Annotated in this window: 23 protein-coding genes and 4 tRNA genes; all 27 read right to left on the bottom strand. The window is 57.9% G+C overall.

Annotation, left to right across the window (positions count from 1 at the left end):
• Nucleotides 1–38 precede the first annotated feature (38 nt).
• A complete protein-coding gene (locus tag EV586_RS13520) occupies nucleotides 39–1,118 on the bottom strand; it encodes a DUF4097 family beta strand repeat-containing protein (protein ID WP_132945638.1) in 1,080 nt (359 codons plus the stop codon).
• Nucleotides 1,119–1,233: 115 nt separating this feature from the next.
• Nucleotides 1,234–1,845 (bottom strand): ribosome biogenesis GTP-binding protein YihA/YsxC, encoded by a 612-nt coding sequence (gene yihA / locus EV586_RS13515; RefSeq protein WP_132945637.1) that lies wholly within the window; start codon nucleotides 1,843–1,845, stop codon nucleotides 1,234–1,236.
• Nucleotides 1,842–4,163, bottom strand: coding sequence for an endopeptidase La (gene lon / locus EV586_RS13510; RefSeq protein ID WP_132945636.1), 2,322 nt, complete (start codon nucleotides 4,161–4,163; stop codon nucleotides 1,842–1,844). The genes yihA and lon overlap by 4 nt, the downstream gene beginning before the upstream one ends.
• A 173-nt stretch (nucleotides 4,164–4,336) precedes the next feature.
• On the bottom strand, nucleotides 4,337–6,043 hold the full coding sequence (lonB, locus tag EV586_RS13505) for an ATP-dependent protease LonB (protein WP_132945635.1): 1,707 nt from the start codon (nucleotides 6,041–6,043) through the stop codon (nucleotides 4,337–4,339).
• Nucleotides 6,044–6,179: 136 nt separating this feature from the next.
• Nucleotides 6,180–7,433, bottom strand: a complete 1,254-nt coding sequence (gene clpX, locus EV586_RS13500) for an ATP-dependent protease ATP-binding subunit ClpX (protein WP_132945634.1) — start codon at nucleotides 7,431–7,433, stop codon at nucleotides 6,180–6,182.
• Between the two features lie 145 nt (nucleotides 7,434–7,578).
• Nucleotides 7,579–8,883 carry a trigger factor gene (gene tig / locus EV586_RS13495; RefSeq protein WP_132945633.1) on the bottom strand — a complete coding sequence of 435 codons (1,305 nt, stop codon included), beginning with the start codon at nucleotides 8,881–8,883 and terminating at the stop codon, nucleotides 7,579–7,581.
• A 189-nt stretch (nucleotides 8,884–9,072) separates the two neighbouring features.
• Nucleotides 9,073–9,147, bottom strand: a tRNA-Gln gene (locus EV586_RS13490).
• A 25-nt stretch (nucleotides 9,148–9,172) separates the two neighbouring features.
• Nucleotides 9,173–9,248: transfer RNA gene (locus EV586_RS13485), tRNA-His, on the bottom strand.
• A 6-nt stretch (nucleotides 9,249–9,254) separates the two neighbouring features.
• Nucleotides 9,255–9,331 (bottom strand) — tRNA-Arg (locus EV586_RS13480).
• 9 nt (nucleotides 9,332–9,340) lie between these two features.
• Nucleotides 9,341–9,414: transfer RNA gene (locus tag EV586_RS13475), tRNA-Gly, on the bottom strand.
• 132 nt (nucleotides 9,415–9,546) lie between these two features.
• On the bottom strand, nucleotides 9,547–10,098 hold the full coding sequence (locus EV586_RS13470; RefSeq protein WP_132945632.1) for a metallophosphoesterase family protein: 552 nt from the start codon (nucleotides 10,096–10,098) through the stop codon (nucleotides 9,547–9,549).
• On the bottom strand, nucleotides 10,095–10,736 hold the full coding sequence (locus EV586_RS13465) for an XTP/dITP diphosphatase (RefSeq protein ID WP_132945631.1): 642 nt from the start codon (nucleotides 10,734–10,736) through the stop codon (nucleotides 10,095–10,097). The genes EV586_RS13470 and EV586_RS13465 overlap by 4 nt, the downstream gene beginning before the upstream one ends.
• A 37-nt stretch (nucleotides 10,737–10,773) precedes the next feature.
• Nucleotides 10,774–11,532, bottom strand: a complete 759-nt coding sequence (rph, locus tag EV586_RS13460; RefSeq protein WP_132945630.1) for a ribonuclease PH — start codon at nucleotides 11,530–11,532, stop codon at nucleotides 10,774–10,776.
• 136 nt (nucleotides 11,533–11,668) lie between these two features.
• A complete protein-coding gene (locus EV586_RS13455; protein WP_165898594.1) occupies nucleotides 11,669–12,664 on the bottom strand; it encodes a GerMN domain-containing protein in 996 nt (331 codons plus the stop codon).
• A gap of 86 nt (nucleotides 12,665–12,750) precedes the next feature.
• Entirely contained in the window at nucleotides 12,751–13,554 is an 804-nt protein-coding gene (racE, locus tag EV586_RS13450) for a glutamate racemase (RefSeq protein ID WP_132945628.1), read from the bottom strand.
• 92 nt (nucleotides 13,555–13,646) lie between these two features.
• Nucleotides 13,647–14,090, bottom strand: coding sequence for a MarR family winged helix-turn-helix transcriptional regulator (locus EV586_RS13445; RefSeq protein ID WP_132945627.1), 444 nt, complete (start codon nucleotides 14,088–14,090; stop codon nucleotides 13,647–13,649).
• Nucleotides 14,091–14,174: 84 nt separating this feature from the next.
• A complete protein-coding gene (locus EV586_RS13440) occupies nucleotides 14,175–14,537 on the bottom strand; it encodes a VOC family protein (protein WP_132945626.1) in 363 nt (120 codons plus the stop codon).
• Nucleotides 14,538–14,642: 105 nt separating this feature from the next.
• Entirely contained in the window at nucleotides 14,643–14,774 is a 132-nt protein-coding gene (locus EV586_RS21630) for a hypothetical protein (RefSeq protein ID WP_279388300.1), read from the bottom strand.
• Between the two features lie 204 nt (nucleotides 14,775–14,978).
• The gene (locus EV586_RS13430) at nucleotides 14,979–15,347 is read right to left on the bottom strand and encodes a carboxymuconolactone decarboxylase family protein (protein ID WP_132945625.1); all 369 of its coding nucleotides are present in this window, start codon (nucleotides 15,345–15,347) and stop codon (nucleotides 14,979–14,981) included.
• Between the two features lie 32 nt (nucleotides 15,348–15,379).
• Nucleotides 15,380–15,778 carry a YdbC family protein gene (locus tag EV586_RS13425; RefSeq protein ID WP_165898593.1) on the bottom strand — a complete coding sequence of 133 codons (399 nt, stop codon included), beginning with the start codon at nucleotides 15,776–15,778 and terminating at the stop codon, nucleotides 15,380–15,382.
• The gene (locus EV586_RS13420; RefSeq protein ID WP_132945623.1) at nucleotides 15,747–17,027 is read right to left on the bottom strand and encodes an MFS transporter; all 1,281 of its coding nucleotides are present in this window, start codon (nucleotides 17,025–17,027) and stop codon (nucleotides 15,747–15,749) included. The genes EV586_RS13425 and EV586_RS13420 overlap by 32 nt, the downstream gene beginning before the upstream one ends.
• A gap of 66 nt (nucleotides 17,028–17,093) precedes the next feature.
• Nucleotides 17,094–18,161: a DUF6687 family protein gene (locus EV586_RS13415; protein ID WP_132945622.1), complete on the bottom strand. Its 1,068-nt coding sequence runs from the start codon at nucleotides 18,159–18,161 to the stop codon at nucleotides 17,094–17,096.
• A 98-nt stretch (nucleotides 18,162–18,259) separates the two neighbouring features.
• Nucleotides 18,260–19,174, bottom strand: a complete 915-nt coding sequence (locus tag EV586_RS13410; RefSeq protein WP_132945621.1) for an alpha/beta fold hydrolase — start codon at nucleotides 19,172–19,174, stop codon at nucleotides 18,260–18,262.
• 3 nt (nucleotides 19,175–19,177) lie between these two features.
• A complete protein-coding gene (locus tag EV586_RS13405; protein WP_132945620.1) occupies nucleotides 19,178–19,618 on the bottom strand; it encodes an NUDIX hydrolase in 441 nt (146 codons plus the stop codon).
• The gene (locus EV586_RS13400) at nucleotides 19,600–20,169 is read right to left on the bottom strand and encodes a histidine phosphatase family protein (protein ID WP_132945619.1); all 570 of its coding nucleotides are present in this window, start codon (nucleotides 20,167–20,169) and stop codon (nucleotides 19,600–19,602) included. Before EV586_RS13400 ends, EV586_RS13405 begins: the two co-directional genes overlap by 19 nt.
• A gap of 73 nt (nucleotides 20,170–20,242) precedes the next feature.
• The gene (locus EV586_RS13395) at nucleotides 20,243–20,470 is read right to left on the bottom strand and encodes a helix-turn-helix domain-containing protein (RefSeq protein ID WP_087458694.1); all 228 of its coding nucleotides are present in this window, start codon (nucleotides 20,468–20,470) and stop codon (nucleotides 20,243–20,245) included.
• A gap of 142 nt (nucleotides 20,471–20,612) precedes the next feature.
• Nucleotides 20,613–21,071 (bottom strand): chemotaxis protein CheX, encoded by a 459-nt coding sequence (locus EV586_RS13390; RefSeq protein ID WP_132945618.1) that lies wholly within the window; start codon nucleotides 21,069–21,071, stop codon nucleotides 20,613–20,615.
• Nucleotides 21,072–21,221 lie beyond the last annotated feature (150 nt).

Raw genomic sequence — 21,221 nt, 5'->3', positions numbered from 1 at the left:
GATTGGGTCGGCGTTATCTGTTTGTTGCTCCCTGTCGGTTAGGTCGTGGTTGCCGGTTTGTTGCTTCCGTCCGGTTGGGTCGGCGTTGCCGGCTTGTTGTTTCCTGCCGGTTGGGTCGGCGTTGCCGGCTTGTCATTCGCTGCCGGTTTGTCTGTCGTTGCCGGCTTCTCCGGGGTGGTCGGTTCGGCCGTTTGCTTGAGGATGACGATCGACCCGGTGTTAGTGTTCAGGTTGACTTGGCCGCCGCCTTGGCCGATTTGGCCTTGGACCGATTTGCTCGGGCCGGTGCGGCGTTCGTTGAGCGGGAACTGACTGTCAAGAGCGCCGACGTTCGTTTTCGCATCAACGGTAACGTTCGCCTGCTCCGCCAACTGCACGGTCAAAGCGCCGACGTTGGAGTTGACCTCAAGCTCGCGGATCGCCTGACCGCCTTTGATCGAGATCGCCCCCGTGTTGTTCTTCACATTCAGCGTGCCTTTAAAGCCGTCAATGTCGATCTTCGCCACATTCGCTACCACACGCAGATCGCCCTGCAGGCCGACCGTCGTGATGTCGCCGACTTTCGAGTGCAGTTCAACCGCCAATGTTGGCGGCACGATCAGCTCATAGTCGATGCGGAAGCGCTTGAGCCAATTCTCTTCATAGTAGCCGCCCGACGCGACGTTCAACGTCTCATTTTCCACGCGGTTGATGCCGATCTGCAACTCCTCGAGGCGCTGTTCCGCCGCCTCTTTCGAGTCGGTCGTGTTCAGCTTCTTCACCCATTTGACGGTAACTTTTGTCGCCTTCGGATCGGCCGTCACTTTGATCTGTCCCACATTGTTTTCCAGTGTGACACGCTTAATGTTCTGCAGTTCTACAACCTCTTCCCCGGCAGCGGTCACCAAGTGTCCATCGCTGAAGCCTTCCGCCAGTTGCTCCATGCTCTGGCCGAAACGGTCCATTTCCTCGCCAAATTGATCCATGTTCTGGTCGATGTAGATGCGGCCGTTTTCATATTGTTGATTCAATTCTGCTGCCACATATTCATCAAGGTGGATCAGCTTGCCGATCGCTCCCGTCAACAGCACCAGCCCGAAAACGATCAGGGCGTAGCCCCAGCTTTTATGCAGTTTCATCGTACTCCACTCCTCCGCTTCTTTCCGTTTGTCTCTATAGACGACGCCCGGCGGAGATACCCTTCATTTTTATGAAAAAAGTTTATCGCCCAGCAAAAACCAAAAACCCTCCGGATCAACCGGAGGGCGGAATGATTTCTTCAACACCGATGTGCTTGGCGATCAGATCCCAGACTTCTTGCTTACCGAGCCCCGTGTCCGCAGAGGTGAGGATGATCTGCGTGCCGGGCAAGACCTTCAGCGTGTCCCTGATGATCTTGATATGTTTCTGGTATTGGCCCCGCGCTACTTTGTCCGCCTTGGTGACGACGATCGCATGCGGGCGGGCGTAGTGGGCCAGGTACTGATACATCTCCACGTCCTCTTTCGACGGCGCATGGCGGATGTCGATCAGTTGCATGACCAGTTTTAAATTCTCCCGCTTGTCGAGGTAGGTGCCGATCATCTTGCCCCACTGGGCTTTGACATCTTTTGGCACCTTAGCAAACCCGTAGCCGGGCAGGTCGACAAAATACAGGTCTTCGTTCAGCAGGTAGTAGTTCAACTGCTGGGTTTTCCCCGGCGTCCCCGATGTGCGCGCCAAACCGCGGCGATGCAACAACCGGTTGATCAAGGAAGATTTCCCGACGTTGGAGCGGCCTGCCAGCGCTACCTCTGGCAGGTCGCCTTCCGGATATTGATCCGGCTTGACGGCGGAAATGATAAACTTGGCATCACGAATCATCATTTGTTTTGCACCAACGCTTCTTTCAACACTTCGTCCATATGTTCCACGAGCACAATCTGCAGCTCATTGCGGACCGTTTCCGGAATGTCTTCAATGTCTTTTTTGTTTTCGATCGGCAGGAGCACTTTCTTGATCCCTGCGCGATGGGCCGCCATGGACTTCTCTTTGACGCCGCCGATCGGCAGGACATGGCCGCGCAAGGTGATCTCGCCGGTCATCGCGACTTCGCGGGACACCGGAACGCCGGTCATCTGCGAGATCAGGGCGAGGCACATCGAGATGCCCGCCGACGGACCGTCTTTCGGAATCGCGCCTTCCGGGATGTGCAGATGGATGTCATTTTTCTCCAGGAAGTTCGGATCGACGCCCAAAGCTTCCGAACGCGAGCGGATGTACGAGAACGCCGCTTGCGCCGACTCTTTCATCACGTCACCGAGCTGGCCGGTCAAAGTCAGCTTGCCTTTGCCCGCATAGGTGGTCGCTTCGATGGAGAGCGTCTCCCCGCCGACAGCCGTCCACGCCAGTCCGGTCACGACGCCCACTTGGTCTTCCTTCTCCGCCAGGCCATGCCGGAAGCGCGCACCGCCGAGATAGTCGGGCAGGTTCTCCGGCGTGATCGTCACGTGTTCCGCTTCGCCGGACACGATCTGCTTCGCCGCTTTGCGGCACAGCGAAGCGATCTGACGCTCCAGGTTGCGCACACCCGCTTCGCGGGTGTAGCCGCGGATGACCGCATAGATCGTCTCGTCGGTGATCTCCACCTGCTCCGGCTGCAGACCGTGGTTCTCCAGCTGTTTGATCAGCAGGTGGTTCTTGACGATGTGCAGCTTCTCCACCTCTGTGTAGCCGGACAGCGAGATCACTTCCATCCGATCCATCAGCGGCTGCGGGATGTTGTGCAGCACGTTGGCGGTGGTGATGAACATGACCTTGGACAGGTCATAGGGAATTTCTATGTAATGATCGCTGAACGTGTTGTTTTGCTCCGGGTCGAGCACTTCGAGCAGCGCCGACGACGGGTCGCCGCGGAAGTCGGACGTCATCTTGTCGATCTCGTCGAGCAGGAAGAGCGGGTTGTTTTCGCCTGCCGTCTTCATGCCTTGAATCACACGGCCCGGCATCGCGCCGACGTATGTTCTTCTGTGCCCGCGAATCTCCGCTTCATCGCGCACGCCGCCGAGCGACACGCGGACGAATTTGCGGTTCAGCGCCTTGGCGATCGAGCGCGCCAGAGACGTTTTGCCCACTCCGGGCGGTCCGGCCAGACACAGGATCGGGCCTTTCAGCTTTTTGACCAGCTTCTGCACGGCCAAGTATTCGAGAATGCGCTCCTTGATCTTGTCGAGGCCGTAATGCTCCTCGTCGAGAATCTCTTCCGCGCGCATGATGTCGATGTCCTCTTCGCCTTCTTCTGTCCACGGCAGGGCCAGAATCCAGTCGATGTAGGTGCGGATCACGCCGCCTTCCGCCGAGGTGGTCGGCATTTTCTCCAGCCGGTCGATCTCCTTCTCGACTTTCTCGCGCACTTCATCGGGCAGATTTTTCTTGGCGGCCAGCTCGCGCAGCTCTTCCGCTTCACCGCCACGGCCTTCCTTATCGCCCAGTTCCTTCTGGATCGCTTTCATCTGTTCGCGCAGATAGTATTCCTTCTGCGTCTTCTCCATCTGCTTGCGGACGCGCTGGTTGATCTTGCGCTCCAGCTCCAGCACTTCGCGCTCGTCAGACAAGATCTTGAGCAGCCGCTCCAGACGCTCTTTCACATCGACCGCTTCCAGAATCTCCTGCTTGTCGTTGATCTTCAGCGTCAGGTGCGACGCGATGGCATCGGCCAGACGGCCCGGCTCGTCGATATCGGTGACGGCAGCCAGCGTCTCCTGCGTGATCTTCTTGGAGATCTTGATATATTGTTCAAACTGGTGCAGAACTGCGCGCATCAGCGCTTCCGTCTCCGGGTCGTTGTCGGCCGGCTCCGGCAGTTCCTCCACTTCGACGACATAGCATTCGTCCGTCTGCACATAACCGCCAACTTTGGCCCGGTTCAAGCCTTCGACGATGACGCGCATCGTGCCGTTGGGCAGCTTGAGCATTTGCTTGACTTTGGCGACAGTGCCGACATCAAACAGATCTTCCGGCTCCGGGTCATCAATATGAGTTTCTACCTGCGAGACGAGGAGGATCAGATTTTCGCCAACCATCGCCCGTTCCACCGCTTTGACCGATACTTCCCGACCCACGTCAAAGTGCATGACCATGGTGGGATAGACGATAAGTCCGCGCAGCGGCAACAGCGGAAGGGTGCGCTTCGTGCTGATACCCATCGTGTTCACCTCCATCACATGAAAAAGAAAAAAGTACCTGCTTTTGCTAGTATGCCAATTGTACCGTAAGGCATGTTGTTTGTCTAATCCTGACCATTAAAAAACCGTGCTTTGTTCCCTTGCATGCAAAAGCGGGGAGTTCAACAGCTCCCCACGTATGCATGTTGTGTATTCTATGGCGCTTGCTTCGACATGTTGACCGAAGGAACGGTGAGCAGATTGGCAGGCGCGGGAGCAGCAACCGCGCTTTTTTCCGAAAGCTCTTCCGGCATCAGCGACAGGTCGATCACCTGCTCGATGCGCTCGACCGGGATGATCTCGACGCCTTCAAACGTTTTGAAGATGTCCTGCCAATTGTCTTTCGGAATGACGACGCGCGTCGCTCCGGCCTGCTTCGCCGCTTCGACTTTGGCGATCACCCCGCCGATCGGCTTGACGAAGCCGCGAATCGAGACTTCGCCGGTCATCGCCACGCGGTTGTCGACCGGGATGCCTTTGATCGCCGAGTAGATCGCCGTCGCCATCGTGATGCCTGCCGACGGGCCGTCGACCGGGATGCCGCCCGGGAAGTTGACGTGCAGGTCATAGTCGAGCGGATCGACATCCAACGTCCGGCGCAACACGGTCATCACGTTTTCGACCGAGCCTTTGGCCATCGACTTGCGCCGGGTGCTGCGCGCGCCGCCGTTGGTCTGCTCCTCTTCGACGACGCCGGTGATGTTGATCGTGCCTTTGCCTTTTTCGGAAGCGTAAGTCGCGGTGACTTCGATCTCCAAGAGCATCCCCATGTTCGGACCGTAAACAGCAAGTCCATTGACAAAGCCGACCTGCGGCAGGTCCGGCACCTGTTTCTCCGGGCGCGGCGAGATCTGTGAACAGTTGATCACCCACTCCACATCGGCGGTGGCGATATGTTTGCGCGATTCGCCAAGCGCGATGCCGGCCGCCGTCTGCACCACGTTGACCGCTTCGCGGCCGTTGGTGGCGTATTTGGCGATCGTCTGTACAGCGCCTTCTTCGATGTCGAACAGAATCTTTTTGGCGGCGGTGGTGACGATCGATTTGATCTCCTCCGGCTTTAAGGCGCGGAAGAAGATCTCCACGCAGCGCGAGCGGATCGCCGGCGGAATCTCATCGGCCGTGCGCGTCGTCGCGCCGATCATGCGGAAGTCGGCCGGCAGACCGTTTTGGAAGATGTCGTGAATATGGCTGGGAATCTGGTTGTCTTCAGACGAGTAGTAGGCGCTCTCGAGGAACACTTTGCGGTCTTCGAGCACTTTTAACAGCTTGTTCATCTGAATCGGGTGCAGCTCCCCGATCTCGTCGATGAACAGCACGCCGCCATGCGCTTTTGTGACGGCCCCCGCCTTCGGCTGCGGTATGCCCGCCATCCCCATCGCCCCTGCCCCTTGGTAGATCGGGTCATGCACCGAGCCGATCAGCGGGTCGGCAATGCCCCGCTCGTCAAAGCGGGCGGTGGTGGCGTCCAGTTCGATAAACTTGGCGTCTTTGCCAAACGGCGACACCGTATTTTTTTTCGCTTCAGACAGCACGAGCCGCGCGGCAGCCGTCTTCCCGACGCCAGGCGGTCCATAGATGATGACGTGCTGCGGGTTCGGGCCACAAAGCGCGGCGCGCAATGCTTTAATCCCGTCAGCTTGCCCGACGATCTCTTCAAACTTGGCCGGGCGCGTCTTTTCGGCCAGCGGTTCGGTCAAAGCGATCGCCCGCAGCTTGCGCAGTTTCTCCAGCTCTTTTTTCGATTCGCTCTCAATGGCGGAGCGGTTGTTCTGCTGGGCTTTTAACTGGTTCCAAAAATAGAGCCCGATGACAACGGCAAAAAACACTTGCACCAGACTCAGGATCATGGTGAAACTCATCGTTTAGGTACCCCCCTCAACTTCACGATCCGTAGCATTGGATTTAGTATGTCCCCAGAAAAGCCAAGTAAAACCTTTGCCGACATGAAAAAGAACCGACTCCAAAGGCTGGAATCGGTTCTCGTGGAGCGGCCGTTTAGGCCGTTTCTTCTTGTTTGGTTTTGCCGTCTTGCGTGATCAAAGAGGGCGCAATGCCGTCGGTGATCGACTCTTTGGTGATCACGCATTTGACCACATCGTCGCGGGACGGCAGGTCGAACATCACGTCGAGCATCGTCGACTCGATGATCGCACGCAGGCCGCGCGCACCGGTCTTGCGCTTGATCGCTTCTTTCGCGATCTCTTCCAGCGCTTCGTCGGTGAACTCCAGTTCGACATTGTCCATCTGGAGCAGACGGTTGTACTGCTTGACGATCGCGTTCTTCGGCTCGGTCAAGATGCGCTTCAGCGCTTCGATGTCGAGCGGTTCGAGCGCGGTCAGCACCGGCAGACGTCCGACGAATTCCGGGATCAAGCCGTAGCGCTGGAGGTCTTCCGGCATCAGGCGGGCCAGCACGAACTCACGATCATCCTTCTTCTGGTCGGTCTGGCCAAAGCCGATCACCTTTTCGCCCATCCGGCGCTTGATGATCTGCTCCATGCCGTCGAATGCGCCGCCGCAGATGAACATGATGTCTTTCGTGTCGATCTGGATGAACTCCTGGTGCGGATGCTTGCGGCCCCCTTGCGGCGGCACGCTGGCCGTCGTGCCTTCCAGGATCTTGAGCAGCGCCTGCTGCACGCCTTCACCCGATACGTCACGCGTGATCGACGGGTTCTCCGACTTGCGGGCGATCTTGTCGATCTCGTCGATGTAGATGATGCCCTTTTGCGCTTTCTCCACATCGTAATCTGCCGCTTGAATCAGGCGCAACAGCACGTTTTCCACGTCTTCCCCGACATAGCCCGCCTCCGTCAGCGAGGTTGCGTCGGCGATGGCGAACGGAACGTTCAGGATGCGCGCCAACGTCTGAGCGAGCAAAGTCTTGCCGCTCCCGGTCGGGCCGATCAGCAGGATGTTCGATTTGGACAGCTCGACTTCTTCGTTCTTCGCTTGCGTGTTGATCCGCTTGTAGTGGTTATACACCGCAACTGCGAGCGCCTTTTTCGCCTGATCCTGGCCGATGACGTACTGATCAAGGATATCCCGAATCTCACCCGGCTTCGGGATGTCCTTCATCTCAAACTCTTCCTCTTCGCCAAGCTCCTCTTCGACGATTTCGTTGCATAGCTCGATGCATTCGTCACAAATATAAACACCTGGTCCGGCGACCAGTTTGCGCACTTGGTCTTGGGTCTTGCCGCAGAACGAACACTTCAGTTGCCCTTTGTCATCATTGAATTTGAACATTGTAACCCTCCCTTACGTAAAGTGCCCCGCGACACCCTGACAACTGCGATCAAGAACTCGCATTATGTATTTTGGAAAAACAAGGCACCTTTATGCAAAGTGCCTTGTTTCCTCCAGAACCTATTGGTACTTCGATATGTGGGAACTACTCAACTTTCGCAGATTCAACGAGTACTGCGATCGTCTTGCGAGTTTTGATATCGTTGTGCAGGTTGGACAGACCCGGATCACGCGCTTCGAGGATGCTCTTCACGCGCTCCACTTCCATCTTCGCGGAAGCAGCGATTTTCTCCAGCTCTGTATTGATTTCTTCTTCGGTCGCTTCGATTCCTTCTGCAGCGGTGATCGCTTCCAGAACCAGACCGGTGCGGACACGGTTAACCGCTTGACCGCGGAACTCGTCTTTCAGGCCTTCGGCAGTTGCGCCGGTGAACTGAACGTACGCGTCAAACGGAATGCCTTGCTGTTGCAGACGCTGTTTGAAGTCGTTCATCAGGAATTCGATCTCGTTGTCGATCATCGCTTCCGGAATCTCGATCGTCGCGTTCTCAACCGCTTGGTTGATCACCGCTTCTTCCACATACATCTTGGAGTCGTGCTCCGCTTTTTCTTTGAGTTTATTCTCGATGTCAGCCTTCAATTCGTCAAGGGTGTTGAACTCGGAGATGTCCTTGACAAACTCATCGTCGAGCGCCGGCAGCTGCTTGCGCTTGATCTCGTTCAAGGTCACTTTGAAGACAGCCGGCTGGCCAGCGAGGGTCGCGACATGGTACGCTTCCGGGAAGTTGACGTTGATCTCCTTCTCTTCGCCTTTCTTCATGCCGACGATCTGGTCTTCGAAGCCCGGGATGAAGGTGTTGGAGCCGATTTCGAGCTGGTAGTTGTCCGCTTCGCCGCCTTCGAAAGCTTCGCCGTTCACGAAACCTTTGAAGTCGATGCTGACGAGGTCGCCGTTTTCAACAGCAACGCCGTCTTCCGCTACGACGATGTCAGCGTGGGAACCTTGCAGGTTCGTGAGCTCCGCATCGATCGCATCAGCCGTTACGGTGAAGTCTTTCTTCTCGACGGACAGGCCTTTGAAAGCGCCCAGTTCAACTTCCGGCTTGACGATGACGGTCGCCTTGATCACAGCGGTCTCGCCTTTGCCGAATTGGACAACATCGATCTCCGGACGGTCAACCGGCGTAATGTTCGCTTCGTTGACTGCAGCCGTGTAGGCTTCCGGTAACAGGATGTCCAGCGCGTCTTGATATAATACCTCAACGCCAAAGCGGTTTTCGAAGATCTGGCGCGGCACTTTGCCTTTGCGGAAGCCCGGAACTGCTACGGTCTTCTGCGCTTTCTTGAATGCTTTGTCGAGCGCGGAGTCGACTTGCTCTGCGCCAACCTCGAATTCAAGAACGCCGACGTTCTTCTCTATTTTTTCCCAATTCTTAACTACTACTGCCATCTGTGAATCCTCCCTTGAATCAACCAATGCGGAAAACGCTGCCTTGTATGTAGTACTGTGGCTTGTCCACGCATGTTTTCAATGTAGATTGATACAACCACTACATTATATCACAAATGGAGATAAGTTCAAACACAAAAACACCCCCATCTTCGCGACGGGGGTGTCCTCTTTCTGGAAGTATACCGTTGGCTGGGGTGGAAGGGATCGAACCTTCGCATGACGGAGTCAAAGTCCGTTGCCTTACCGCTTGGCGACACCCCAACGGGAGCAAAAATAAAAAAATCAATGGGGCGACCGAGGGGAATCGAACCCCCGAATGCCAGAGCCACAATCTGGTGCGTTAACCACTTCGCCACGGCCGCCATTGATGGCGTCCCAGGAGGGATTCGAACCCCCGACCGACCGCTTAGAAGGCGGTTGCTCTATCCAACTGAGCTACTGAGACAAGAAGATATGGAGCGGGTGATGGGAATCGAACCCACGCGACCAGCTTGGAAGGCTGGAGTTCTACCATTGAACTACACCCGCGCATGTTGAAGAAAACGTGTCGCTCTTGCGGCGACGAAAGTTAGTATACAACAAAACGAATCGGAAAGTCAACACTTTGCACCAGGAAACTTACGGAAGAAAAAAGACCGCCGACGGGTGATGTCAGCGGTCCTATCGTATCGAAAAAACATGCTCCATGTCAAAGGCGGGAATCGGCGTGCCATCGAGCGTATAGAACGAAAATCGGCCCTGAATCCCCGCTTCTCCCGCGCAAAGTTCCAATACGGCATAGGTGCACACCGTATAGCCGCGCGGAACGGACAGGCTGCCCGGATTGAGAAACACGCAGCCGTCCTCGACAAACAGGACCGGCGTGTGCGTATGCCCGAACACGGCGAGCTGCACGCCCTGTTCTGCCGCCTTGTAGACGAGCTGAAGCGGCGACGTTTTGACGCTCACCGTGTGCCCGTGCAAAAGCAGGGCCGGCACGCCGTACAGGTCGAGCGCCTGTTCCTCCGCGGCACTGCCGTACGGATCGCAGTTGCCGCAGACGGTCACGGCATTGGGATACTTCCCGTCGAGCACATCCTCCGCATGGTCACCGGCGTGCAGGAGCAAGTCATAGCCGCCCAAGCGTGCCTGAACCTGCGCGATCACCTCGTCGATCCGGTCGGTTCGCCCATGCGAATCGGAGAGGATCAGCACACGGTAGGTTCCGCTCATTCGCCCGGCCCTTGCTCCGACTCGCTCACCGCGCCGTCATGCCCTTCCATCTTCAGCATCTCGATCATGCCGCGCAGCGCTTTCGCCCGGTGCGAGATGGAATTTTTTTCTTCCAATGAGAGTTCGGCCAGCGTCTTGCCGCGCTCGGGCAGCACGAACAACGGATCGTAGCCGAATCCTTGCGTGCCCCGCCCGGTGTGCAGAACTGCGCCTTCGAGCGTGCCAAACGACACCAGCGTCTCCTGCCCCGGTCGGGACAGCGCGATCGCCGAGACGAAACGGGCCGCCCGGCTGTCGTCCCCGATGCCGGTCAGCTCCTGCAAGAGTTTCGCGTTGTTTTGCTCGTCGGTCGCGTGTTCGCCGGCAAAGCGCGCCGAATAGACGCCGGGTCGACCTTGCAGCGCATCGACTTCCAGGCCGGAGTCATCGGCCAGCGCCGGCATATGATACGCTTTGGCGATCTCCTCAGCCTTCTTGATCGCATTGCCGGCAAAAGTATCCTTGTCCTCGACGACGTCGGGCGCGTCCTGCGGCACCGCTTCGACATGCCAGCCGAGCTCGGCGAAAAAGTGTTGAAACTCTTTGACTTTGCCTTGGTTCTTGGTGGCAAGAAGAAGTTTGGTTTGAATCTGTCCCATCTCTGACCTCCGATTGCTCCCCTATGTAAAAAGCCGCTTAGGCGTTTTGCAGCGCATTTTTGGCGATCAGACCGGTGATCTCTTCGCCCAGCACCTGCTTTTGCAGACTGATCCATTGTTCGTTGCCGATCTTGCCCAGCGCAAGCATCTGCTGCAGTTCATCCATCGAAAACGTCGCTTCTTCGCCCGTGCCTTGCAGCTCGACAAAGCGGCCGGCGCCGGTCATCACGATGTTCATGTCAACATTCGCCGCCGAGTCTTCCTGATAGTTCAAGTCGAGCACCGCCCGGTCGCCGACCATGCCCACCGAGACCGCCGCCAGAAAATCGGTGATCGGCAACGTGCTGAGCGACCCTTTTTCCACCTGCTTATATAACGCATCCGCCAGCGCGACAAACGCGCCGGTGATCGATGCGGTGCGGGTGCCGCCGTCCGCCTGAATCACGTCGCAGTCCAGCCACAAAGTCTTTTCGCCAAGCGCTTTCAAGTCGACGATGGCGCGCAACGCCCGTCCGATCAGACGCTGAATTTCCATCGTGCGTCCGCCGACTTTGCCTCGGGACGACTCGCGCTGGTTGCGGGTGCCGGTCGAGCGCGGCAGCATTCCGTACTCAGCGGTGATCCAGCCCGTGCCGGAGTTGCGCAGAAACGGCGGAACTTTGTCCTCCACAGTCGCCGTGCAGATCACTTTCGTGTCGCCGACAGAGATCAAGACCGATCCTTCAGCATGTTTGATGTAATTGCGTTCAATCGTAATCGTGCGGGTTTCGTTCGGTTGACGTCCGTCCACTCGCATTCCTTGAAGACCTCCCCTGGTTCCCATAAGATACTCTGATAGCATAACCTTATTTTCCCGTTTCCACTACCCCAAACTTTGGCAAACAAAAACCAACGAGACGCTGAGATCCCGTTGGTTTGTGAGGTTGCCCGGCTTACAGCTTCTGCTCGTTGATCGTCTTGGGGATCATCACCGGCTGGGTCAGGTCGAGCCCAACGCCTGCTTTCGGCGCTTTTTCGCCCACGGTGAATTTGACTTTGTCCACGTCGGCGTTCGCGGCCACCGACAGCGCGATCGAGTTGACGATTTTCTGCGTGCTGCCGCCGTCTGCCGCCAACTGCGAGGCGAAGTCGAGCGTCGCCGTCTTCTCCGCCACCGCCGACTTGTTCAGCTTGAGCTCCGGCGAGACGACCGGCTCCAGCGCGTCGCTGTTCGGCCCCTTGGCAAGCTCTGCGAGCGTCAGTTCGATCATGTTCTGATCGGCCGCTTTCGGCACCATCCGGGTGACCGGCACGAGGTAGGAGAAGTTGGAGTCATTGCTCTTGCCGGCAAAGTACAAGGTCAGCGCCGTGGCGTTCGACGGCGAGAGATTGGACGTCATCTGCAGGTTGATGCCGTTCGCACGCGAGATCGGGTCGCCGACCGGCGTGCCGTTTTTCATTGTGTTCACAACATGACCCTCGATCATGAACTGGACTTTGTTGATATTCTCCAGCCCGGTCAGGCTCCAGACCACCGCGTCGACCATCGCCTGCTCGTCGGCACCCGATTTCAGCTCATTGACCTCTTTGGTAAAATCGACGTTTGCCACGCCTTCGTTGATCGAGATGCCGCGGATCTTCGTGCCTTCGGGCAGCAAGTTGCGAAAGCCGGTGCCGACGAGCGCCGCATCGCCGCTGCCGCCGGCGATCATATGTTGCATCGTGGCGTGTGCCACTTGGTTGGTCTGTTCCATCTTGATGTTCAGCGGCACGACGAAGCCGTTCTGATCGGCGACATACACCGTCGTCGGCATCACCTTTTCCGCGACTTGACCTGCTCCTTGTGAAGCGCCCGGAGCCGAAGTTTTCTCCGGAGTTGCCGAACAACCCGTTGCCGCAGCGATCGTCACCGCGAGGACACCGACTAACGCCAGTTTACGTTTGCGCATATTTCTTTTGTCCTCCTCCAAAATGGATTCTTGATACATGTATACGAGCCCTTGGAGGAGATATGCTTGTATTTTGTCCAACCGGATCAGGGGCCTAAGACGATCCCCGACACTTCGATTTCCCGCTTCAGCCAGCGCGAGCCGACGCGCTGAAAATAGGCGGCGTCGCCGGTGGTGAAAAAGCGATGCTGCGGCGTCGGATTGTCATCGCTTAGCAAATGCTTGAGCTGCAGGATCGTGCTCGCTTCCCGCGCCGTCTCTTCGGCAGACGAGATCAGTTTCACCGATTCCCCCATCACTTCGCCGATCAGCGGCGCAAGCAGCGGATAGTGGGTGCAGCCGAGGATCAGCGTGTCGATCCCTTCCTGCTGCAGCGGAGCCAGATAGCTCGCCACCAGCTCGCGCGCTTCCGGCGCGTCGGTGCGGTCCTCTTCGACCAGATCAACAAACGGCGGACAGGACTGGTTGACCACATACAGACGCGGGTTGAGCCGGTGGATCTCGCGGCGGTAAGAATCGCTTTTGATCGTCACATCGGTGCCGATGACACCAACGCGCTCCGTCTGCGTCGCTGAGATCGCCGCCCGGCTGCCCGGCGCGATCACGCCGAGCACGGGGATGTTGTAGCGGGTGCGGGCTGCCTCCAGCCCGGCTGCCGTCGCCGTGTTGCAGGCGATGATGATCATCTTTACGTCCTGCTCGGCGAGAAAGTCCATGATTTGAAACAGGTAGCGCTTCACTTCTTCCGGCGCACGGGAGCCGTACGGACAGCGCAGGTTATCTCCGACGTAGACGATGTTCTCCTGCGGCAGTTGCCGCAGGACTTCCGAAGCCACCGTCAGTCCGCCAAATCCGGAATCGAGCAAGCCGATCGGTTGTTTTGAGGTCACGAAAATCTTCCCTTCCTGGTACCAGCTCGTTGCCGCAAATGAAAAAGCGCTTTCCAGGGCCGCATGATCTGGAAAACGCTCGACTTCTATGGTCAATCGCTGATATGATTATAGATTTCTTTTAACGAAGCCACGAGCGGCTGCAGGTCTTCCGCTTTCACAAATTGCAGCGCGTTGCCCAAATGCTCACGGCGCTTGGCCAGCACGCGCTCGATCAGGTCGGTGCCTTTCTCCATCATATGCAAGCGAACGACGCGACGGTCACTCTTGTCGCGCACCCGTTCCACCAGTTGGTTGCGTTCCATCCGGTCCACAAGGTCGGTCGTGGTGCTGTAAGCCAAATGAAGCTTGGAACTGAGTTCGCCGATCGTCAAGTCGCCGAATTCATGCAGGTAGACCAGCGCATCAAACTGCGGCGGCGTGATGTTAAAATCGGACAATAACTCTCGTCCTCTGCGTCGAACTTCTTTGGAAATCTGGCGCAGGACAAGCTCGATCTCATGAACGAGATCTGCATGGATCTTTTGCTCTGGCATCTATCGATCCTCCCGTGGATACTACTACCAACCTATTTTATCATAGAGCGTACAGAAATAAAACCCTGCGCAAATGCGCAAGGTCTATTCGGCAAAGTGGCAAACGCCCAACACATGGCCGTCCGGGTCGCGAAATTCAAACCAATCCACGTCATCATGAAACATCTCGCTCAACGTCACGCCGCCGTCTTTCAACTTCTGATACGCCGCTTGAATATCAGCCGCGTACAGGTTGAACACGCAGCGCGCAGACGGGCGCACATCTTCCCCTTCCGCCACGGCGCACAGCGTCAGCGGCGTCTCACCACCGGCGATGTCGAGCGCCGCATACCCGTTCACCTTCCAGCGCTGTTTCATCCCCAAATGCTCGGCATACCACGCGACAGATGCCTCCAGATCGCGCACCGGCAGAAAAACGGTATCGATGCGTTTGTACAACTCCGACATGCTGACAACCCCTCTCCTACAAGTTTCACTTCAATTGTCGTCTCGCGAACAGCACCACCCCGCCGAACAGCAGCGCGGCGAATCCGAACAGATCGCCGATCACCGTCATCGCCACGACCGAACCGGCTGCGAACCCCCCGCCTGCAGGGAGCGGAAGACCAGCAGCGCTTCAGTCGACGGAGCGAACGCACAGCCGAGCGAAGCCAGCAGATACAATAAGATTCCCGGCAGCAGCACATATCTCCTGCCTTTGTGGTCGGTCAACGGTCCTTAGATGATCTGCACCACCGGCAGAATCGGCGTGTAGATCGTCTGCGTAAACGGGCCGAGTAAAGCGGCCAACGCGACGAGATACAAGTTCACACGATGTTTCACCACATCCCGCCTTTTTTCGCCTGCAAATAAGAAAGCTCCCCGACATGTTCTCCGGGGAGCGAAAGATTAATGCTGTGTATCATTGTACACATCAATGACATGCTGCACCAGCGTGACACCTTGCGACATCGCCGCACCTCCGCCAAATGCGCCGCAAACGCCGATCGTCTCCAGCACCTCCTGCTCAGAGGCGCCGTTGGCCAGCGCGGCGTGCGTGTGGTACATGATGCAGTATTCATCCTGCGCGTTGACCGCGATGCCGAGGGCGATCAGATGCTTGTTCTTCTCGGAGACAGCCCCTTCCTGAAAGCAGGCGGAGGTGAACTCCATATAGGCGTGTCCCACTTCCGGCAATCTGTCGGCGAAGTGGCCCAGCCCCATTTTGTATTCGCGAATCGAATCGATGACGTAGGAGCGGTATTCATGTTCTTCCATGGACGGCTCACCCTTTCCTTTGGATCACGACGTTAGTGTGAGCCAAGATGCAGGAGGGTATCCCACTTCTCGTCACCGGGCACAACCGTCCAGGCCGCGACATTCTGCAGCCTCTGCTGCCACGCCTGCAGGCGCCCCGCGACGTCCGCATCGGGCACCTCTTCCAGCGTCACGCAGATCGAGGTGTAGGTGTTGCTTTGCCCGCTCCCGCCGATGATCCGGTCATGCGCGTCTTCCATAAAAGACTGATAAGCCGCCCGATCGCACCAAAGTCCGGCGATGTGCGCTTCCAGCCCCGCGTCCGTCTTCCAGCCGCCGAGCTGGCCGCAGAAACCCTCTGCGCCGCGCAACTGCGACCACGTTTCCTGCGCTTGCGAAAATGCGGCCTGCTGCTTCGGCTCAACCTGGCAGACCATCCACTTGATCAGCATGATTCCGCTTCCCTTCCACATGGCGTACCGCCAATAACGCGACGAGTCCGGTCAGGATCGTGCCGGTGCCGGCGATGGCAAACACACCGCCCGTGCCGATCCACTCGGCGACGACCGCTCCTAATGCAGGCGCTGCGAACATCGACAGGTTGGAGATCGAGTTCGCCGCTCCGGTCACCCGCCCGATGATGTTCGACGGCGTCTCTTTCTGCAAAACGAATCCGTACGGTACGGCCGAACCCGCTCCGATGAAGCCGACGGCGAAGAACAGCGCCACCCACATGGCCGGGTGGCTGGGGATCAGATGGAAGGAGCCGAGCGCCAGCGTGAGAATGGCGATCCCGCTGACCGCTCCGGTCACCGCCATCATCCGGATCGGCCTGGCGCTCCAGAAGCTCCACTGCCCGACGACCAGCGTCCCGAGCACCGTGCCGAGGCCGACCGCACCAAGGAAGATTCCGAAATACTCCTCCGGCATCCCAACCTCTTTACCCCACAAGACGAGCAGTCCGTCATAGAGGAAGATCAGGAAGAAGCGCACCGCCATCAGCGTGATCGCAGTCGCCAGCACGCGATTGGCACCGATGAAGCGCAGCCCTTCCCGGAACTGTTTCCAGAATGCCGACTCCTGCTGGCCTGCCTTCTCCTCCGACGCTTCTTCGCCAATCGCTTTTGGCATATGCGGCAAGCGCATGAGGAACAGCATTGAGCCGAGGAACAGCGCCGCTTCCAGCAGGAACACAAAAGACGGTGACGATGCGGCGATGATTACGCCGCCAAATACCGGTGCGGCGACTTTTGTCACGTTCAGGGACAGCTGCGACAGTGAGCTCGCCTGCAAGAGCACCGCTTCCGGCACCAGCGTGCGGATCGCCCCTTGGCGCGCCGGATCAAACATGGCGGAGAACAGCTCTTTTAAGAACACCAGTGCCAACAGCACATAGAGATTCGGCGCGACCACAAAGCCGAGCACGATCAGCATCCGCAGGAAATCGCAGAAGATCATCAGCCCTTTGCGGGGCAGCCGGTCTGCCCACACGGCGGCAAACGGCCCGATCACCACCCACGGCACCCCCATCACGATCGTCAGCGCCGCCAATTCGGCAGCGCCCATGTTCCAGGTGTACGCCACCAAAATGCCCAATGCCAACATGTCCAGCCAAGTGCCGAGGTCTGAAAAAAGTTGTCCCGCGAACAGCATCCGATACGGACGATGCTGCAGCGGGGCGAAGATCGAAGTTTTGCTCATACGCCGCCTCCTGCTACTTTCGATTAATAAACAGCGTACATGCCATCGATTGAATTCGTCAACATATTAAAACGCGGCCAGCAGCTCGGCGAGCACCTGCTGCGGTGTGAGCGACGACGGATGCGGCTGTGACGCTGTGTTCAGGAAGGACAGCACGACCGGGTAGTTGCGACCTGGGATCGTCGAGAACGGGGACAGTTCCTTGGCCAAGGTCCACGTGCCCGCCGCCTGTTCCTGCTCCTGCAGCCGCGCCACCGCCGCTTCCAGCGCCGGATGACCATAATAATAGCCGTTGGTGCTGCCGGCGAATCCGAAGCCCGGCGCGCGCCATCTCTGCTCCGTATCGGCCCACATGTAGCCCGGGTACCACAGGTCGTAATAATGCCCGTCTGCCGCTGCCGCCGAAACGAGGTGCACGGCGTCTGGGTCGAACTTGCAGCGCACCGCCGGCTGCAGCCAGACCGTGTCGGAGAGCGGCTCATTGAAGCCCGGCACCCGGAGCGCTTTTTCCAGATCGGCGGCGACGAGCGCGTGGGGCAGCGCGTAGTGCACCAGCCGCTCCGATACCTGCACCCGCTTGATCTCGCCCGCTTCGACGCGCGCGAGGGACGCCTGCAGCGCCGCCAGACCATCCTTTGTCTCGACCGCCTGCTCCGGCTGCTCGATCAATTGAATCACTTTTTCAAAGCAGCGCTCATAGATCGTGCGGATGTCTTCCTTCGCTTCGCGCAGCTGGTTCATATACAAGGTCAGCCCTTGGAACAAAATCTGCGCCGGACGCTCCCCATAGCCCCAGAAGTCGCCCATCTCCGCCGCCCGCACGATCGTCTCGCGGTGTCGCAGGGCAAACTCCGCATGCACCAGCACAAACACGGCCAGCACCCCGTCCGCATCGAGATGGTTGTTGATCGCCAAGTCCCAGCCGTCGGTCGACTGGCCGGCGACGAACTTCATGCAGATCTCCGTCGACGTATCGGCGCGGTATCGTTCTGGTGTGCGGTTCGGAATCCAGTGGCTCAGCTCCAGATCCACCCCGTCCCGGTACGTCTTGTCGGCCGATCCGTCGGCAAAGATCGTCTTGTTGCTGGACGGACGCTCCGTCTTGCTCCCAATGATAAAAAAGTTTGGAATCACCATGTTTCCCTCCCTGAATTTTCCTTGGTTTCATTATATAGCTCACTTAATATACATACAATACTTTTTGTATAATAAGTCCACAAAAAAAACCCGCCTCAGCGAGGGCGGGGTCGTTGTGCCTGCAAAAATCCGATCACCGTCGCCGCGAAACGCTCCGGCTCTTCGAAGCGCGGGACGTGCGAGCTGTCGGCAAAACAGGCCACCTGCGCATGCGGCACCGCCGCTTGAAACGCTTCCAACTGCTCCCCGCCGAACACCCGGTCATGCGCACCGCAGAGAAGCAGCGTCGGCTGCACGAGCTTCGGAAGCTGGGGCAGGAGCGATTGAAAAACGCGCCCCTCGGCCAACAACTGCGCTTCCACTTCCAAGCCGCGCTCCCAGAGCTCCGGGGACAGGAACGATTCGGCCCGCAGGCGGTGATAGTGGTGTTTGTCCGGGTGGTGCAGATACAGGGAATGTGCGCGTTTTCCGAGCGCGCGCAGCGCCTGCTGGCAGCCTTTCCACAGCTTGGCCGGGTCGGTCTCGCCGATCAGCTTCCGGCACTTGGCCGCCTGCGAACGTCTGCCCATTAGCTCCAATTCCAGCGCCGCTCCCTGCAGCAGGGAACGGGCCGTCAGACCTAGGTCGAACGTCGGACATTCCAGCAGCAGGCACTCCACCCGTTCCGGGTAGGTGATCGCATACAGCGCGGCCAGCCAGCCGCCAAAAGCATGCCCCAGCACCGACCAGCGGTCCAGTCCCAAGTGGACGCGCAAGTCTTCCATGTCCTGCAGCAGGCCCTGCACGGTGACCTGCTCGCCGGGACACAAGGGATCGGAGCGCAGCACGCCGCGCCGGTCGGGTGCGATCAGCCAGACTCCTTGCGACAAGCGCTCCCCCTGATCATGCACAAAATCATACGAGCCGGCGCCGCCCAGCCCTCCATGCAGATAGAGCAGAGGCGGCGCGTCGAGCGGTCCAACCATTTCCACGTAGAGGCCACTTCCGCGTAGTTGAACCTTTTCGTTCATCGATCATTCCTCCCGGTCGAATCCCACGCTGTCAAACCAGTTGCCCTGCCGGTAATTCTGCAAGGCTCTTCGCACATATGGAATGATATTGTCCGGCAAGTCGTCCCATGCAAACCAGCGCAGGTCGTCGCACTTGTCGGGCTCCATGTTGCGAATCTGACCCGTCCAGCGTTCTACCGCCACAAAAAAGTCGACCCGCTCGTCATTGGACAGCCGGTGCATCACGCCGACCACCTGCACGTCCTCGGGCACGATCTCCACGCCCGCTTCTTCCCGCGCCTCGCGGATCGCCGCCTGCCTGACCTCTTCCTTGCCGTCGATATGCCCTGCCACCACGCTGTAGTTGCCGTCTTCGTAGCCGGTGTTGGCCCGACGCAACAGCAGCACTTCCCCCTCGCGCACGAAAAAGATATGTACCGCCGGAATCAATGTGAATCGCTGCATAAGAACCCCCGCTCCACGTTCCAAGTCGTTGTGTCGATCACCGACAGATCGGGCAATTGGATCGACCGCCAGTCCTTTGGTCCCAGCCGCCGCCCGAGCAACCGGGAGTACAGCACCGTCAAGATCCGCCCATGTGAGACGATCGCCGTGTCCTGCCCGTTCGACCTGGCCACGATGTCCTGCACCGCATGCGCGATGCGCGCTTCTGCCTCGTGATAAGGTTCGAACGCGGGGTCTGCTGTCCCACCTTGAAAATAAGCCCCGACCCGCGACTGAAATTCCTCTTGGCTCAGATAACCAGCATCGAACGCCAGCTCGTGCAGGCCGGCATGCTCTTTCATCACCAGCCCGGCTTGTTCGGCGATCACGCGGGCGGTGCCGACCGCTTTCGGCTCCGGCGAGTGCCAGATCGTCCGCACCTTCGCCCATGACTCGCGGGCTGCCAACTCCCGGGTCGAATGTACTCCTGCTGAGGACAGTTGCCACAGATGAGCCGGGACTTTCGGGTCAATTTCTACTTGCGCGTGGCGCACGACGTACAATTTGCTCATGTCTTACCTCCTAAAGAAAAACCCTGCTCAAGCCACCGAGCAGGGCGTCAAAATAAAATCATGCAGGAGAGCGTCAGATTTGCAGTTCTCCGAGTCGTACCAACTCAACCACCGCTTGCGAACGACCTTTGACGTTGAGCTTTTTCATCACGTTGGAGATGTGGTTGCGTACCGTCTTCTCGCTGATAAACAGCTTCTCTGCGATGTCTTTTGTTGTTTTGTCCTGTACCAGCAGTTCAAATACTTCACGCTCACGGGTGGTAAGTAGGGATTTTCCTCGTGCGTCCTTGCCCGCTGTCACTCTCGATCCCTCCTTGCTCGGGTCATGAATACAAGGTCCAGGGATGTTGGGTTCGGTGCTGTTCCCAGCCCGATCAGAGGTTGGTGCAGTGTCTCGAACTATCCTATACAAATCAGGGCGGTTTGGTGAAACAAACCGCACGCTATGCGATCAATAATTTGATTTCTAAAATGCCCAGTTCTTGCAGTTCCAGAGGCACCATATAGGCGATCTCCTGCATCGGCTGCACAAGCGTTTCGCCCATCTGCACCTGCGGCGGGGTGATGTCGATCGCCATGCCGTTGTTGGAGAGCTGCATGCAGGCATTGCCGCTGATCATGTTCGCCAGTTCCGCGACGGCGCTTTGGCTCATCTCGTCAAATTGGCTCAATTCAAAGCCGCCCATCATCGCCGAAGCGATCTTCAGCGCCATCTCCGGCGCCAAACCGAAAGCGACTTGTCCATCGACATCGCCTTTTAAGTCGATGCGAATCCAGACGTGATGGGTATGCAGGTCCGGGGCTGCGGTCGCGACCGTTCCCGGCGTCAGCGCAACAGTGGTCATCATTTGCAAGACCTGCTGTGCAGATTCCAGAAAAGGCACAATGATCTGTCCATGCATGAAACAATCTCCCCTTTATATGGTGGGCTATGTCGTACTGGCTTTCAGCTCCGAATTTTAAATTCTCTAATTTTTACTATTATAAACTGTTAGACCCCTTTCGACAATCCCTGACTTCTTTAACGACAAAAAAAGACCACCCCGGAGGGT

Origin of the sequence: Tumebacillus sp. BK434 (assembly GCF_004340785.1) — a bacterium.
Classification (GTDB): Bacteria; Bacillota; Bacilli; order Tumebacillales; family Tumebacillaceae; genus Tumebacillus_A.
The sequence above is the reverse complement of the archived record's forward strand: the minus strand, read 5'-3'. Positions and strand labels throughout refer to the sequence as shown.